Annotated in this window: 15 protein-coding genes; 9 read left to right on the top strand and 6 right to left on the bottom strand. The window is 66.6% G+C overall.

The genetic code is table 11. The features are described from left to right. Nucleotides 1-246 precede the first annotated feature (246 nt). From LC066_RS09925 to dnaQ, 4 genes are read left to right on the top strand one after another with little or no spacing between them, the layout of a single operon-like run. Nucleotides 247-846 carry a Maf family protein gene (locus tag LC066_RS09925; RefSeq protein ID WP_224898387.1) on the top strand — a complete coding sequence of 200 codons (600 nt, stop codon included), beginning with the start codon at nt 247-249 and terminating at the stop codon, nt 844-846. Beyond that, a complete protein-coding gene (locus LC066_RS09920; RefSeq protein ID WP_224898385.1) occupies nt 843-1676 on the top strand; it encodes a shikimate dehydrogenase in 834 nt (277 codons plus the stop codon). The genes LC066_RS09925 and LC066_RS09920 overlap by 4 nt, the downstream gene beginning before the upstream one ends. Continuing rightward, nucleotides 1673-2266: a dephospho-CoA kinase gene (gene coaE, locus LC066_RS09915; RefSeq protein ID WP_224898383.1), complete on the top strand. Its 594-nt coding sequence runs from the start codon at nt 1673-1675 to the stop codon at nt 2264-2266. The genes LC066_RS09920 and coaE overlap by 4 nt, the downstream gene beginning before the upstream one ends. Continuing rightward, entirely contained in the window at nt 2259-2951 is a 693-nt protein-coding gene (gene dnaQ / locus LC066_RS09910) for a DNA polymerase III subunit epsilon (protein ID WP_222475741.1), read from the top strand. The genes coaE and dnaQ overlap by 8 nt, the downstream gene beginning before the upstream one ends. A 144-nt stretch (nt 2952-3095) precedes the next feature. On the opposite strand, the gene secB is transcribed toward dnaQ, so the two are convergent. Together secB and LC066_RS09900 are read right to left on the bottom strand one after the other, a co-directional pair. After that, a complete protein-coding gene (secB, locus tag LC066_RS09905; RefSeq protein ID WP_085889535.1) occupies nt 3096-3605 on the bottom strand; it encodes a protein-export chaperone SecB in 510 nt (169 codons plus the stop codon). A gap of 80 nt (nt 3606-3685) precedes the next feature. Continuing rightward, nucleotides 3686-4222 (bottom strand): FxsA family protein, encoded by a 537-nt coding sequence (locus LC066_RS09900; RefSeq protein ID WP_224898381.1) that lies wholly within the window; start codon nt 4220-4222, stop codon nt 3686-3688. Nucleotides 4223-4332: 110 nt separating this feature from the next. Between LC066_RS09900 and LC066_RS09895 the strand changes: the two genes are divergently transcribed. The 3 genes from LC066_RS09895 to LC066_RS09885 are packed head-to-tail and all read left to right on the top strand — an operon-like array spanning nt 4333 to nt 6673. Next, nucleotides 4333-4989: a Tim44/TimA family putative adaptor protein gene (locus LC066_RS09895; RefSeq protein WP_222475736.1), complete on the top strand. Its 657-nt coding sequence runs from the start codon at nt 4333-4335 to the stop codon at nt 4987-4989. A 41-nt stretch (nt 4990-5030) separates the two neighbouring features. After that, nucleotides 5031-6071 carry a murein transglycosylase A gene (locus LC066_RS09890; RefSeq protein WP_224898376.1) on the top strand — a complete coding sequence of 347 codons (1041 nt, stop codon included), beginning with the start codon at nt 5031-5033 and terminating at the stop codon, nt 6069-6071. After that, nucleotides 6068-6673, top strand: a complete 606-nt coding sequence (locus LC066_RS09885) for a Smr/MutS family protein (RefSeq protein WP_224898374.1) — start codon at nt 6068-6070, stop codon at nt 6671-6673. The genes LC066_RS09890 and LC066_RS09885 overlap by 4 nt, the downstream gene beginning before the upstream one ends. Nucleotides 6674-6727: 54 nt before the next feature. Here LC066_RS09885 and LC066_RS09880 read toward each other — a convergent pair whose 3' ends face one another. Continuing rightward, nucleotides 6728-8200, bottom strand: coding sequence for an MDR family MFS transporter (locus tag LC066_RS09880; protein ID WP_224898372.1), 1473 nt, complete (start codon nt 8198-8200; stop codon nt 6728-6730). Between the two features lie 283 nt (nt 8201-8483). On the opposite strand from LC066_RS09880, the gene LC066_RS09875 reads away from it, so the two are divergent. Next, complete coding sequence (locus tag LC066_RS09875; protein WP_224898370.1) at nt 8484-9197, top strand: VIT family protein; 714 nt, start codon at nt 8484-8486, stop codon at nt 9195-9197. An 85-nt stretch (nt 9198-9282) separates the two neighbouring features. On the opposite strand, the gene hslU is transcribed toward LC066_RS09875, so the two are convergent. The 3 genes from hslU to hslV are packed head-to-tail and all read right to left on the bottom strand — an operon-like array spanning nt 9283 to nt 12295. Continuing rightward, nucleotides 9283-10593: an ATP-dependent protease ATPase subunit HslU gene (hslU, locus tag LC066_RS09870; RefSeq protein ID WP_222475728.1), complete on the bottom strand. Its 1311-nt coding sequence runs from the start codon at nt 10591-10593 to the stop codon at nt 9283-9285. A gap of 57 nt (nt 10594-10650) precedes the next feature. Continuing rightward, a complete protein-coding gene (locus LC066_RS09865) occupies nt 10651-11748 on the bottom strand; it encodes a hypothetical protein (protein WP_224898368.1) in 1098 nt (365 codons plus the stop codon). Continuing rightward, on the bottom strand, nt 11738-12295 hold the full coding sequence (gene hslV, locus LC066_RS09860) for an ATP-dependent protease subunit HslV (protein ID WP_224898366.1): 558 nt from the start codon (nt 12293-12295) through the stop codon (nt 11738-11740). Before hslV ends, LC066_RS09865 begins: the two co-directional genes overlap by 11 nt. 102 nt (nt 12296-12397) lie before the next feature. On the opposite strand from hslV, the gene LC066_RS09855 reads away from it, so the two are divergent. Next, entirely contained in the window at nt 12398-13354 is a 957-nt protein-coding gene (locus LC066_RS09855; protein WP_224898365.1) for a hypothetical protein, read from the top strand. Nucleotides 13355-13362: the final 8 nt, after the last annotated feature.

Here is a 13362-nt window from a genome sequence, read left to right as displayed (position 1 = left end):
CGGATTCCAGTGGCTTGCCCTGGGACAAACCTGTGGGCAACGAAGGATGCCTTGTGGGGATCGAATCCGGGGAGTCTTCGGGATACGGAGTTTTCCAGTTGTCCTTATCCCTCGGTGGGAGTCTTTCGCATCGCTGTGAGGGACTCGGGGGGTTACGCACAGCGCCGCGCCGGGTCTTGCGTCAAGACGCAATTTTTCCCAGAAGTATCTCTAACCCATCACCCAGTTTTCCGCCGGTTTATCCACATGCCCGCACCTATCCTTCTGGCCTCCGGTTCCGAAATCCGGGCAGAGCTGCTGCGCCGCGCGGGCGTGGCCTTCGAGATCAGCAAAGCACGCATCGATGAAGAGATGGTGAAGGCCTCTCTGCAGGCCGAGGGCGAGCGGCCGCGCAACATCGCGGACGCCCTGGCCGGTCTGAAGGCGGAAAAAGTGGGGCTGAAGCGGCCCGAGGCCTTCACCATCGGTTGCGATCAGGTGCTGGAGCTGGACGGAGAGATCTTTTCAAAGCCCGAAAGCGCCGAGGAGGCCCGCGCCCAGATCGAACGCTTGGCCGGGCAGCGGCATTCGCTGCACACGGCGGCGGTCATTCATAACGAGGCCAAGCCGGTCTGGCGAAAGCTGTCAGAGGTGAAACTGACGATGCGCCGGCCCTCTCCCGCCTATCTGGACGACTATATCGCCCGGAACTGGCCCGCCATCGGCCACTCCTGCGGCGCCTACCAACTGGAGAACGAGGGCGCGCGCCTCTTCACCCGGGTTGACGGCGACTACTTCTCCGTGTTGGGGCTGCCGCTCCTGGAAATCCTCGACTATCTCGGCCTGAGAGGAGCCATCGCCGCATGAATCCCGACACGATCCCCCTGGCCGGTGTCATCGGTCGCCCGATCGTCCATTCCCGCTCGCCGCAGCTGCATGGTTACTGGCTGAAATCCATGGGGTTGCCTGGGCACTACATCCCGATGGAGGTTGCCGCTGAGGATCTGCGCGAGGTGCTGCGCACCCTGCCGAAGATGGGGTTCGTCGGCGTCAACGTGACGATCCCCCACAAGGAATCGATTCTGGAGATTGCCGACCTGGTGACCGACCGGGCCACGGTGATCGGGGCTGCGAACACGCTGATCTTCCGCAAGGACGGCAAGATTCATGCAGATAATACAGATGGTTACGGCTTCATCGAGAACCTGAAGCAAAACGCGCCGAACTGGGATCCGACGGCCGGCCCGACCGCCCTGCTGGGCGCCGGCGGCGCCGCGCGGGCGGTGATCTCGGCGCTTCTCGACGCCGGCGTGCCGGAGATCGTCATCTCCAACCGCACGCGCGCGCGGGCGGACAAGCTGCACGATGATTTCGGCCGCCGGGTGCGGGTCGTCGAATGGGTTCAGGCCGGCAATGCGATCGAGGATGCGGCGACGGTGGTCAACACCACCTCCCTCGGCATGCTGGGCAAGCCCGAGCTGCGGGTGCCGCTGGACGGGCTGAACAAGCATCAAGTCGTCACGGATCTTGTCTATAACCCTCTGAAAACGAACCTTCTTCTGGAGGCAGAGGCAGCCGGCGCCACGGTGGTCGACGGCCTCGGCATGCTGCTGCACCAGGCCGTTCCGGGGTTCGAACGCTGGTTCGGCAAGCGCCCGGCGGTCACGGCGGAGGCCCGCGCGGCGGCCCTGGCATGACCTTCATACTGGGCCTCACCGGTTCCATCGGGATGGGCAAGTCGACCACGGCGCAGATGTTCGTCGACGAAGGCTGCGCCCTGTGGGATGCCGACGCGGCGGTGCATCGCCTCTACGGGCCCGGCGGCGCGGCGGTGGCACCGCTCGGGCTGATCTGGCCGGAGGTTGTCGAGGACGGCAATGTTTCACGTGAAGCATTGAAGAAAGTAATTGCGGCCGACCCCGAGGCCCTGAAACGGATTGAGGGGATCGTGCATCCGCTGGTCGCCGAGGACCGTCGTGCCTTCCTGGCGGAGGCCCGCGCCGACATCGTCGTCCTGGACATCCCCCTGCTCTTCGAGGGCGGATCGGACCGGTCGATGGACGCGGTGGTGGTCGTCTCGGTCACGCCGGAGGTTCAGAAGGCCCGCGTCCTGGCGCGCGGCACCATGACCGAGGCGCAGTTCGAGATGATCCGAGCGAAACAGATGCCCGACGCGGAAAAACGCGCCCGGGCGGATTACGTGGTGACGACCGACACGATGGACCATGCGCGGGCGCAGGTTCGGCAAATCGTGTCTGAAATTAGGTCAAAGGTGCAAGATGCGTGAAATTGTTATGGATACGGAAACGACTGGCTTTGAACCCGAACAGGGGGACCGGCTGGTCGAGATCGGCGGTGTCGAGCTTCTGAACCATGTGCCGACCGGCGAGACCTTCCACGTCTACATCAATCCCGAACGCGATGTGCCCGAGGATGCCTTCAAGGTGCACGGGCTGTCGTCCGAATTCCTGGCGGACAAGCCGCTGTTTCGTGACGTGGCGCAGGATTTCCTCGATTTCGTGGGCGATGCGAAGCTGGTGATCCACAACGCCGCCTTCGACATGAAATTCCTCAACGCCGAACTGGGCTGGCTCGGCATGCCGAAACTGCCTTGGGAACAGGCCATCGACACCCTGGCCATCGCGCGCAAGAAATACCCGGGTTCGCCCGCCTCGCTGGATGCGCTCTGTCGTCGGTTCGGCATCGACAACTCCGCCCGGACGCTGCACGGCGCGCTGCTCGACAGTGAGATTCTGGCGGAGGTCTATCTGGAGCTGATCGGCGGCCGTCAGCCCGACCTGGTGCTGGGCGCCGGCCGCAAGAGCAGCGACAGCGGCCCGGTGGACGAGGACTGGCGCCCGCGCCCACGGCCCACGCCCTTGCCCTCGCGTCTGACCGAGGAGGAACGCGCCGCCCACCAGGCCTTCGTGGAAAAGATGGGTGAAGAGGCGCTCTGGACCAAGTTGGGCTGACGCCCAGGCTTTGACGCGCGCCGCTCCTGCTTATCCGAAAGCCGAAAATACTCTCGCCGAAGGCATCGGCCCGTGAGGGCCGACCAAGGGACAGCAAAAAGGGCGCCCCGCGGGACGCCCTTTTGTCATTCGTGCAACCGGGCCTCAGTTGGCCGGGGTCGACGCCTGCTGTGCCGCGACGCGACGCTGCACTTCCGAACGGTAGAGCGCGACGAAGTCGATGGTGTCCAGGTTCAGCGGCGGGAAGCCACCGTCGCGGGTCACGTCCGACACGATGCGGCGCGCGAAGGGGAAGATCATCCGCGGGCATTCGATCAGCAGGAAGGGGTGCATCTGCTCTTCCGGCACGCCCTCGATGTGGAAGACGCCGACATATTCCAGTTCCAGCAGGAACATGGATTCCCCGGTGTCCTTCGCCTTCGAGGTGATCGTCAGCTTCATGATCACTTCGTACTGGTTTTCCGCCTCGCGCTTCTTCGCGTCGAGGGCGACCTGCACCTTCACGTCGGGCTGGACGTTGCCCGACACCGGCTTGCGCGCCAGGATGTTCTCGAACGACATGTCCCGGATGTACTGGGTCAGCACGTTCATCTTCACTTGCGGCGCCTGTTGCGGTTGCGTCGGCGCTGCGCCGTTGGTCGTCTCTTCGGCCATCTGGCCCTCCTGCGTCTTGTCAGCTTGGCCGTTGTCCTAGCAGCTTGGCCGCACGGCCTCAACGTTCCATCCGCATGCGCCTAGTGGCGGGTCCAGCCGGATGGATGCGTGGGGCGTTTCGAGGGGTCCACCTCGGTAAACTCGCCGTCGATCACCTCGTCCGAGGCCGAGGGTCCGGGACGTGGGCCGGGACGAGGACCGGGGCGCGGGCCGCGCGGATCCCGGGGATCGGCGCCGGGGCCGGTGGCACCGCCGGCGGTGAAACTCTGGACCTTGACCCGCTTGCGCAGCCACTTGAAGGCGACGTGACGGAAGGCTGGCGTCAGCAGGGCGAAGCCGACGGCATCGGTGAAGAACCCCGGCGTCAGTAGCAGCGCACCGGACAGCAGGATCATCGCCCCGTCCGCCAGTGGCTCCGACGGGTCGGTCATCTCGGAAAAACTGCGCTGAATGTTCGCGATCGCCTGGCGTCCCTGCTGTTTCACCAGCCAGGTGCCCAGCACCGCCGTCAGCAGCACGATGGCAAGGGTCCAGCCCAGGCCGATGACGCCGCCGACCTGGATGAAAAGCGCGATTTCGATCATCGGCACCGCGATGAAGGCCAGAAGAAGCCACATGTCCTCAATCTCCTTTCGGTGGCAGATGTAGACTTGGCTCTGCCTAGCACCTACATAGGGACGGACCCCGGGTGATGCCATGCCCGGAGGCCCGAGAGGAGGTTGATCCCTTGCCGATTATCCAGCTGCTGGTCCTTGCTGGCATTGCCGTTTTCCTGATCCTGCGCCTGAAGAGCGTGCTGGGCACCCGCGAAGGATTCGAAAAACCGCCGGTGACCGGGCAACCCGCGCCGAGCCCGCTGGAACGCTCCGGTTTCGAGGTGATCGAGGGCGGCCCCGACCGCGACATCATCGACCACGTGGCCGAGGACAGCCCCGCGGCCCGCGCCCTGGCTGAGATGAAGAAGGTCGAACCGGGCTTCTCCGTTTCCGAGTTCCTGGGCGGGGCACGTCAGGCCTACGAGATGATCCTGATGGGTTTCGAGCGCGGCGACATGGCCGACATCAAACCCTTCCTGTCCGACGAGGTCTACCAGACCTTCGCCGAGGTGGTCGCCGCGCGTGACGCCCAAGGTTTGACCGTCGAGGCCGATTTCATCGGCGTGCGCGAGATGACCCTGGCCGACGCCGCCTATGATCCCGACACCGGCATCGCCGAGCTGACCGTGCGTTACGTCGGCCAGCTGACCCAGGTCGTGCGCGACCGCGCCGGTGACATCATCGAAGGCGATGAAGGCAAGGTGAAGACCCAGAAGGACAGCTGGACCTTCGAGCGCCGCATGGGCACCGACGACCTGAACTGGCAACTGGTCGCGACGGGGGAATAAGGCGCGTCATGGGACGGCGGAGGATCGCGGCATATCTGGCGATGGCCCTCCTCCTGCCGGGCACCGCGCCCTGGGCCCAGGACACGGAGCCGGACCTGGCCGAGGCGCCAACGGTAACTGTCCTCGATTTCGACGATCTGTCCGGATGGGCGGCCGACGATCACGCGGCCGCCCTTGCCACCTTCACCGCCACCTGCGGCGACATGCGCGCCCCCGACTGGGTCGCCGTGTGCAACATGGCCAAGACCCAGACAGCCGACAGCGCGCGCACCTTCTTCGAGCTGTTCTTCACGCCCGTGCTGATCCAGGATGGCACCCCCGCCCTCTTCACCGGCTACTACGAGCCGGAGATCGAAGGCGCCCGCCAGCGCAGCGCCCGCTACCGGTATCCCGTCTACCGCATGCCGCCCGAGGCGCTGGAAATCCGCCCCTGGCTTTCGCGCGCCCAGATCGAACAGGGCGACGCCCTGGCGGGCCGCGGGCTGGAGATCGCCTGGGTCGACGACCCGGTGGCGCTGATGTTCCTGCAGATCCAGGGCTCGGGCCGTATTCTGCTGCGCGACGGCAGCCATATCCGGATCGGCTATGGTGGCGACAACGGCCATCCCTATGCCTCCATCGGGCAGGAAATGGTGCGGCGCGGGATCTACAACGCGCATCAGGTCTCGGCCAAGGTCATCGGCAACTGGGTGCGCCGCAATCCCGCGCAGGGCGCCGAACTGCTGCGGCACAATCCCAGCTACGTCTTCTTCCGTGAAATTCGGGATGTCTCGCCCGAGGCCGGGCCGAAGGGCGCCATGAACCGCTCGCTCACCGCCATGCGGTCGCTGGCGATCGACCCGGCCTATGTGCCGCTCGGCGCGCCCGTCTGGGTCGAGAAGACCGGTTTTCGCGGACTGCGTCGGTTGATGGTGGCGCAGGATACCGGATCGGCGATCAAGGGCCCGCAGCGCGCGGATGTCTTTGTCGGCTCCGGCCCCGGGGCGGGCAAACTCGCGGCGCGGATCAAGGATGAGGGGCGGCTGGTCGTCCTGCTGCCGATCCAGCGCGCCTATGCCATGCTGGTGGAGGACAACATATGAGCCGCCGCCGCAAGCTGCGCCCCGACGAGAAGGAGCTGTGGGACAAGGTCGCCGGCTCCACCGAGCGGATGCACCCGGAAAAGCGCGTGCTGGCCCGCCCGCAGAAGGCCGCGCCCGAGAAACCGGCGAAGCCGCGCCCTGAACCGGAGGCGCCGCAGCCCCTGTCGCCCTTCCGCCTGGGAGAGAAATCGCGCAGCCGCGCCGGCGGCCACGACGTGCTGCCGCCGATCCACGACCGGCTGCACCAGGCGCCCCTGCGCATGGACAAGAAGACCCACGGCAAGATGACCCGGGGCAAGATGGCGCCCGAGGCGCGCATCGACCTGCACGGCATGACCGTGGACCGGGCGCATCAGGCGCTGGTGGCCTTTATGCTGCGCGCGGTGCAGAACGACCTGCGGCTGGTCCTGGTCATCACCGGCAAGGGCCGCCGGTCCGAAGAGGACGGCCCGATCCCCGTCCGGCACGGCATCCTGAAACACCAGCTGCCGCACTGGCTTTCGACGCCGCCGCTGGCGCAGATCGTGCTGCAGACCACCTCGGCGCATCGCAAGCACGGCGGCACCGGCGCCTTCTACGTCTACCTGCGCCGCGCGCGCTGAGGGGAAACGAAAAACGGCGGGCCCTTTCGGAACCCGCCGTTTGTGTTGTCTGGCTCAGTGCCCGCCGTGGGCCGCCGCGCCCGGCTGCATGTCCGGCGGGCGACGCACGAAGAAACCCGCAACGATCAGCAGCAGCGAGATCGAGGCTGCCACGGTGAAGGCCGCGTGCAGGCCCGAGGCGGTGGCCTGGACCATCTCGGCCCCGCCCGAGAGCTCATCCCCGATACGCAGCGACATGACCGAGACGAAGATGGCGATGCCGGCGGCGCCCGCCACCTGTTGCACCGTGCCGATCACCGCCGAGCCGTGCGAGTAGAGATGCGCGGGTAGCGAGCCCAGGCTGGAGGTGAAGAGCGGCGTGAACAGCAGCGCCAGCCCGATGCTCAGCAGAAGGTGCGCGATCAGCACCATGACCATCGAGGACTCGGGCGTCAGCAGCGTCATCGCCCAGAGGCCCGCGCTGACGATGGTGCCGCCGGGGATCACCAGCTTGCGCGCGCCGACGCGGTCGAACATGCGCCCGACGAAGGGCGACATCAGCCCCATCATCAACCCGCCGGGCAACAGCAGCAGACCGGAATGCAGCGTGTTCAGCCCCATCACCGACTGCATGAACAGCGGCAGCAGCACGATCATCCCGAACAGCGCCATCATGGCGAGGCCCATCATGATGACCGAGACGGTGAAGACCCGCACGCCCAGGGTGCGCAGGTCCAGCAGGGCGCGATCCTTCGGCCCCAGCACCAGCTGGCGCCAGATGAACAGCACCAGGAACACCGCTCCTACGGCCAGTGGCAGCCAAAGCGGGATCGGCCCGCCTTCGCCATGGCCCTCGCCGATGGCCGAGAACCCGTAGACCAGCCCGCCGAAGCCCAGCACCGACAGCGGCACCGACAGCAGGTCCAGCGTCTTTTCGCGGGCCTCGTTCACGTTCACCAGCTTCAGGTAGCCCAGGGTCAGGGCGCCCAGGGCAATGGGCATCATCAGGATGAACAGCCAGCGCCAGTGGAAGAACTCTAGGATCAGCCCCGACAGGGTCGGCCCGATCGCCGGCGCGACCGAGATCACGACGGAGATATTGCCCATGGTCTTGCCCCGGCTTTCCGCCGGCACCAGCGCCATCACGGTGGTCATCAGAAGCGGCATCATGATCGCCGTGCCGATGGCCTGCACGATGCGCCCGAGGATCAGCGGCATCAGGCTGGGCGAGATCGCGCAGATCAGCGTGCCCAGGCTGAAGAAGCTCATGGCCATCAGGAAGACGGTGCGCGTCGGCAGCCGTTGCAGCAGGTAGCCGGTGATCGGGATCACCACCGCCATGGTCAGCAGGAAGGCCGTGGTCAGCCATTGCGCGGCGTTTGCGGTCACGTCGAGGTCGGTCATCAGCCGCGGCAGGGCCACCGACATCAGCGTCTCGTTCAGGATCACCGTGAAGGTCGAGATCATCAGCAGGGCGATGACCAGCCGGTTGCGGGCCGGATCCAGGTCTTCCGGATCGACGACGGCCTGGCTCTCGGGTGGTTGCATGGCGGGAATCCTTATCGAGCCGCTCCGGGTGGAGCGGGTAAAACATGCGCGCAACATGCTTTCTGCACCTGCGAAGTCAAGAGATGCCATGCCCACATGAAGATTGGAAGAATGCAGAGCGGCACGCGCGGCTGTGCGCCGATAGCGATAACGTCGCGCGTCCCCCGGTAACGCCCATGTCTGTCCTTCCTCCCAGATCGCCGCAGAGGGTCCTTTGGGCTACCCAAGGGTCACGCCATAGTTTAGAATGAATCTAAATATTGTTCCCGTCGAGGTTTCTGCCATGTCCCCTGCCCCTCAGCCCTCCGCCCACGCGGATGATCCCCATTTCATGACCCGGTCCAACTGGCTGCGCGCGGCGGTGCTGGGCGCCAACGACGGCATCGTGTCGGTCAGTTCGATCATCGTCGGCGTGGCCGCCGCCGATCCCGATCCGCGTGCCATCGCCATTGCCGGGGTCGCGGGTCTGGCCGCCGGGGCGATGTCCATGGCGGCCGGCGAATATGTCTCGGTCTCCTCGCAGTCGGACACCGAACGCGCGGACATGGCGCGCGAGGCCGAGGCGCTGCAGGCCGATCCCCAGGGGGAGATGGACGAGCTGGCGGAGATTTACGAGGCGCGTGGCCTCAGCGCCGAGACCGCCGCGCAGGTGGCGCGGGAGTTGCATGCCCACGACGCCCTCTCGGCCCACATGCGCGACGAGATCGGGGTGACCGAGGTCAGCTCGGCCAACCCGTTGCAGGCGGCCTTCGCCTCGGGTGTGACTTTCTCGGTGGCGGCGATCTGGCCGGTGCTGGCCGCGATCCTGGCGCCCTCGGAACTGGTCATCCCGGTGGTGCTGGTGGTGACGCTGCTGCTGCTGGCGGTACTTGGTGCGCTTGGGGCCCGCGCGGGCGGCGCGCCCATGGGCCGGGCGGCCCTGCGGGTGGTCCTCTGGGGGGCCTTCGCCATGGTGGTAACGGCCGCGGTCGGCGCCCTTTTCGGCGTGGCGGTCTGACGCCCCCCTGCCCCTTGCGGATGCACATGAAAACAGCCCGGCGGATCGCTCCGCCGGGCCTCTGTCATTCCCTGTTCCGCAGATGTCAGAGCACGTAGCGGCTGAGGTCGGCGCTGGCCGCCAGCTGGCCCACGTTCTCCTCGACGAAGGCGGCATCGACGGTCACTTCCTCTCCGGCCTTGTCCGGAGCCTGGAAGGACAGCTCCTCGAAGACCCGCTCGATCACGGTGTAAAGCCGCCGCGCGCCGATGTTCTCGACCGAGCGGTTCACGTCCGCGGCGATGCGGGCGATGGCGGCGATGCCATCCTCGGTAAAGGTGACCTTCACCTGCTCGGTGCCCAGCATCTCGGCGTATTGCCGGGTCAGGGCGTTGTCGGTCTCGGTCAGGATGCGGGTGAAATCGCCCTCGGTCAGCGCCTGAAGCTCCACCCGGATGGGCAGGCGGCCCTGCAGCTCCGGCAGCAGGTCCGAGGGTTTGGCGATGTGGAAGGCGCCGGAGGCGATGAACAGGATATGGTCAGTCTTCACCGCGCCATGCTTGGTGGAAACGGTCGTGCCTTCGATCAGCGGCAGCAGGTCGCGCTGCACGCCTTCGCGGCTGACATCGCCGCCGCGCGCATCGGACTTGGCGCAAACCTTGTCGATCTCATCGAGGAAGACGATGCCGTTTTCCTCCACCGAGGCCAGCGCGGTGGTCTTCACCGTCTCGTCGTCCAGCAGCTTGTCGGCCTCTTCCCCGATCAGCAGCTCATAGCTTTCGGCCACGGTCAGGCGCTTGGTCACGGTGCGGTTGCCGAAGGCCTTCCCGAAGATGTCGCCGAGGTTCATCATGCCCATCTGGCCGCCGCCCGGCTGGCCGGGAATTTCCATGCCACCCAGCGGGTTGGAGGTGTCGGCCACCTCCAGCGTGATGACCGTGTCATCCAGCAGCCCGTCGCGCAGTTTCTTGCGGAACATCTCGCGGGTGCCCTCGCGGGCGTCGGTGCCGGCGATGGCCTCGATCACGCGATCCTCGGCGGCCTCATGGGCCTTCGATTTCACCTCTTCGCGCATGTAGTCGCGGGTCTGGGCGATGGCCGCATCGACCAGATCGCGCACGATCTGTTCCACGTCCCGGCCGACATAGCCCACCTCGGTGAACTTCGTGGCCTCGACCTTGATGAAGGGCGCGCGGGCCAGTTTCGCCAGGCGGCGCGAGATCTCGGTCTTGCCGACGCCCGTGGGGCCGATCATCAGGATGTTCTTCGGATAGACCTCTTCGCGCAGGTCATCGGGCAGCTGCTTGCGCCGCCAGCGGTTGCGCAGGGCCACGGCCACTGCGCGCTTGGCGTCCTTCTGGCCGATGATGAACCGGTCGAGTTCGGAGACGATTTCACGGGGGGTAAGGTCTGTCATGATGTCCTTGCCTGTCTGTCTGTTCATGCCGGGCCCCGCGGGGCCCCGGCTGGCCCGTCAGGCGGGCGTCGGTGTTGCGATTGCGGTCTTGTAGGGGGGCAGCCGGTGCTTGCCGGGGAAGTCCGGCAGGGCGCGCATGATCTGGCCGCGCGCCTCGATCCAGAAGCTGCCCAGAAGGGTCAGCAGGACCCCGGTGCCGAGGAAGACGAAGACCCAGCTGCGTCCCTCGCCCGAACGGTCGGTGACGTAGAGCAGCAGGAAGATCAGGTAGCCGATCCCGGCGGTCAGGAAGCTGCGCCGGTCCAGCACCACGGCCAGCAGGGTGATCAGCGCCAGGGCGATGGCCATCAGCACGTACCCCAGCCCCGGGCCCATGGTCAGGAAGGTCTGAGCCACGGTGTTCACCAGAGCGGGCGCCGCCACCAGGTGCAGCCAGAAGCCCGACGACGACATCCGGCCCAGCCGGTGCGGGTCGCGCATGTCGAACCATATGCCCCCGGCCAGCGCCGCCAGGCCCAGCACCAGCGTGCCCCAGGCCACGGTCGAGCCTTCCAGCAGGTCGAAGGGGTTCTCGGTGCCCGCGATGTCGCCGGTGGCGCCCGCGATGGACAGCACCGCGAAGGCCCCGGTGACCCCCAGCAGGAACATGGTGAAGGGCACCCGGAAGACGCGGAACCAGGCGATCAGCCCGGCGGCGGTCACCGCGCAGACGACCAGGTGCTGCGTCAGGCTGGTGCGCGCATCGCCGAACAGGTCGTACATCGACGAGAACGGGTTATCCACGGACATCAGCGAGCCCACGATGGCCGCCAGCGCCGTGGCGAAGGCCGTCACCAGCAGGATCGAGGGCAGCATCATCCGCCGCCGCAAGGTGAAATAGCGCCCGAGGAAATAGAAGGCCACGATCGCTAGGGCCATGACCACCGGCACCGACAGGGCCAGCGCCAGGCCGAAGCCGCCGGCGATCAGGATGCCGAGCCCCACGGTGACGAAGATTTCCGAAAAGCCGCGAAACAGCTCGAAGGGTTCATCCTCCGGCGTGCGCAGCCCCGCGCGGGTTTCCGCCAGGGCCTTCAGCGACGCCGCCTGCGCCTCGGTCAGGTGACCGGCGGCGATGGCGGCGCGCAGATCCTCGGGGGTGATGTCAGCCGTCAATGGCTTCCACCGTCAGGTTGCCATTGGTGTAGACGCAAATGTCGCTGGCAATCGCCATGGCCTTGCGCGCGATCTTCTCGGCGTCGTCTTCGTGGTCGTAAAGACCGCGCGCGGCGGCCAGGGCGAAGTTGCCGCCCGATCCGATGGCGGCGATGTCATGTTCGGGCTCCAGCACGTCGCCCGCGCCGGTGATGACGAACAGGTCCTTGCCGTCGGTGACGATCAGCATCGCCTCCAGTTTCTGCAGGTACTTGTCGGTGCGCCAGTCCTTTGCCAGGTCGACGCTGGCCCGGGCCAGCTGGCCCGGCGTCGCCTCCAGCTTGGCCTCCAGCCGTTCAAGCAGGGTGAAGGCATCGGCGGTGGATCCGGCAAAGCCCGCCACCACGTCGTAGCCCCCGGGGCTGAGGCGGCGCACCTTCTTGGCGGTGCCTTTGATCACGGTCTGGCCCAGCGAGACCTGCCCGTCGCCTGCGACCACCACGCGCCCGCCCTTGCGCACGCCGATGATGGTGGTGCCGTGCCAGCCGGGAAATTCGCTTTCTGCCATGTCTGCCTCCTTTGGTCTGTCAGGCTATATGAGGGCGCCTGCGCCCCGGGGCAACCCGGACGCCCTCTTGCCCGGCCCGCAGGCGCAGCCTAGCCTGCCGCAATGGATGCGTCCCGTGACTTTCGCCTTTACCTGTCCCGCCGCCTGATCGCCGAGGTCGAGGCCGGGCGCCATGCCTTCCTGGCGCAGGTATCGGGAGTGCTGGAAAGGGGCGGCTATCGCGTGCGGCTTTGCCGCAATGACGCGGCGGCGAAGGAGGCGGCGCCGGATCAGCCCGGCTGGGCGATGTTTCACATGGAACACCCGACCCATGATCGCGCGCTGGTCTTCCGCAAGGTCTATCACGGGCCCTTCTGGGCCATCGAACGCCAGGCGCAACGCTGGCGCTGGCCAGTGGCGCAGGCGCGCTTTCCCCAGCACCGCATCGACCCGGAAAAGGCCGCCGCCTTCCACGCCCGCTGGCAACGCCGTCTCTTCGGCGAGGCGCCACAGCAGGCCCGGCGTGACGGGTTCGTCTACATCCCCCTGCAGGGTCGCCTGCTGGAACACCGCAACTTCCAGGACTGCGCGCCGATCGAGATGCTGGAACGGGTGCTGGAGGCGGAGTCCACGCGCCCGCTTCTGGCCACCCTGCACCCGAAAGAGAGCTACTCGGCCGAGGAACGCGCCGCGCTGGATGGCCTCTCGCGCCGCTTCCCCCGGTTGCAGCTGACCGAACGGCCCATGGCCGACCTGCTGGCCCATTGCGATTATGTGGTGACGGAAAACAGCTCTGCCGCCTTCTTCGGCTTCTTCTTCGGAAAGCCGGCGATCACCTTTGCCCGGATCGACTTTCACCACATCTGCCTGGGCCCGGAGGATTTCGACCGGATCGCCGACCATGCCCCGGATTATGACCGCTACATCTGGTGGTTCTGGCAGAAGATGAGCATAAATGCAGGCCGTCCCAACGTGGAACAGCAGATCGCCGCGCGGCTGCACCGCCTGGGCGTGCCGCTGGAGATTGACCCGGCGGACATGAAAAAGGGCGCCCCGTCAGAGGCGCCCCTTTCCAATTGATAGCCCGG

The organism is Pseudooceanicola marinus (assembly GCF_020177265.1).
GTDB classification, from domain to species: Bacteria; Pseudomonadota; Alphaproteobacteria; order Rhodobacterales; family Rhodobacteraceae; genus Pseudooceanicola; species Pseudooceanicola marinus_A.
The sequence above is the reverse complement of the archived record's forward strand: the minus strand, read 5'-3'. Positions and strand labels throughout refer to the sequence as shown.

Coding starts and splice junctions, on each gene's coding strand:
- LC066_RS09925 (WP_224898387.1), top strand. CDS start 247: ATGCCCGCACCTATCCTTCTGGCCTCCGGTTCCGAAATCCGGGCAGAG.
- LC066_RS09920 (WP_224898385.1), top strand. CDS start 843: ATGAATCCCGACACGATCCCCCTGGCCGGTGTCATCGGTCGCCCGATC.
- coaE (WP_224898383.1), top strand. CDS start 1,673: ATGACCTTCATACTGGGCCTCACCGGTTCCATCGGGATGGGCAAGTCG.
- dnaQ (WP_222475741.1), top strand. CDS start 2,259: ATGCGTGAAATTGTTATGGATACGGAAACGACTGGCTTTGAACCCGAA.
- secB (WP_085889535.1), bottom strand. CDS start 3,605: ATGGCCGAAGAGACGACCAACGGCGCAGCGCCGACGCAACCGCAACAG.
- LC066_RS09900 (WP_224898381.1), bottom strand. CDS start 4,222: ATGTGGCTTCTTCTGGCCTTCATCGCGGTGCCGATGATCGAAATCGCG.
- LC066_RS09890 (WP_224898376.1), top strand. CDS start 5,031: ATGGCCCTCCTCCTGCCGGGCACCGCGCCCTGGGCCCAGGACACGGAG.
- LC066_RS09885 (WP_224898374.1), top strand. CDS start 6,068: ATGAGCCGCCGCCGCAAGCTGCGCCCCGACGAGAAGGAGCTGTGGGAC.
- LC066_RS09880 (WP_224898372.1), bottom strand. CDS start 8,200: ATGCAACCACCCGAGAGCCAGGCCGTCGTCGATCCGGAAGACCTGGAT.
- LC066_RS09875 (WP_224898370.1), top strand. CDS start 8,484: ATGTCCCCTGCCCCTCAGCCCTCCGCCCACGCGGATGATCCCCATTTC.
- hslU (WP_222475728.1), bottom strand. CDS start 10,593: ATGACAGACCTTACCCCCCGTGAAATCGTCTCCGAACTCGACCGGTTC.
- hslV (WP_224898366.1), bottom strand. CDS start 12,295: ATGGCAGAAAGCGAATTTCCCGGCTGGCACGGCACCACCATCATCGGC.
- LC066_RS09855 (WP_224898365.1), top strand. CDS start 12,398: ATGGATGCGTCCCGTGACTTTCGCCTTTACCTGTCCCGCCGCCTGATC.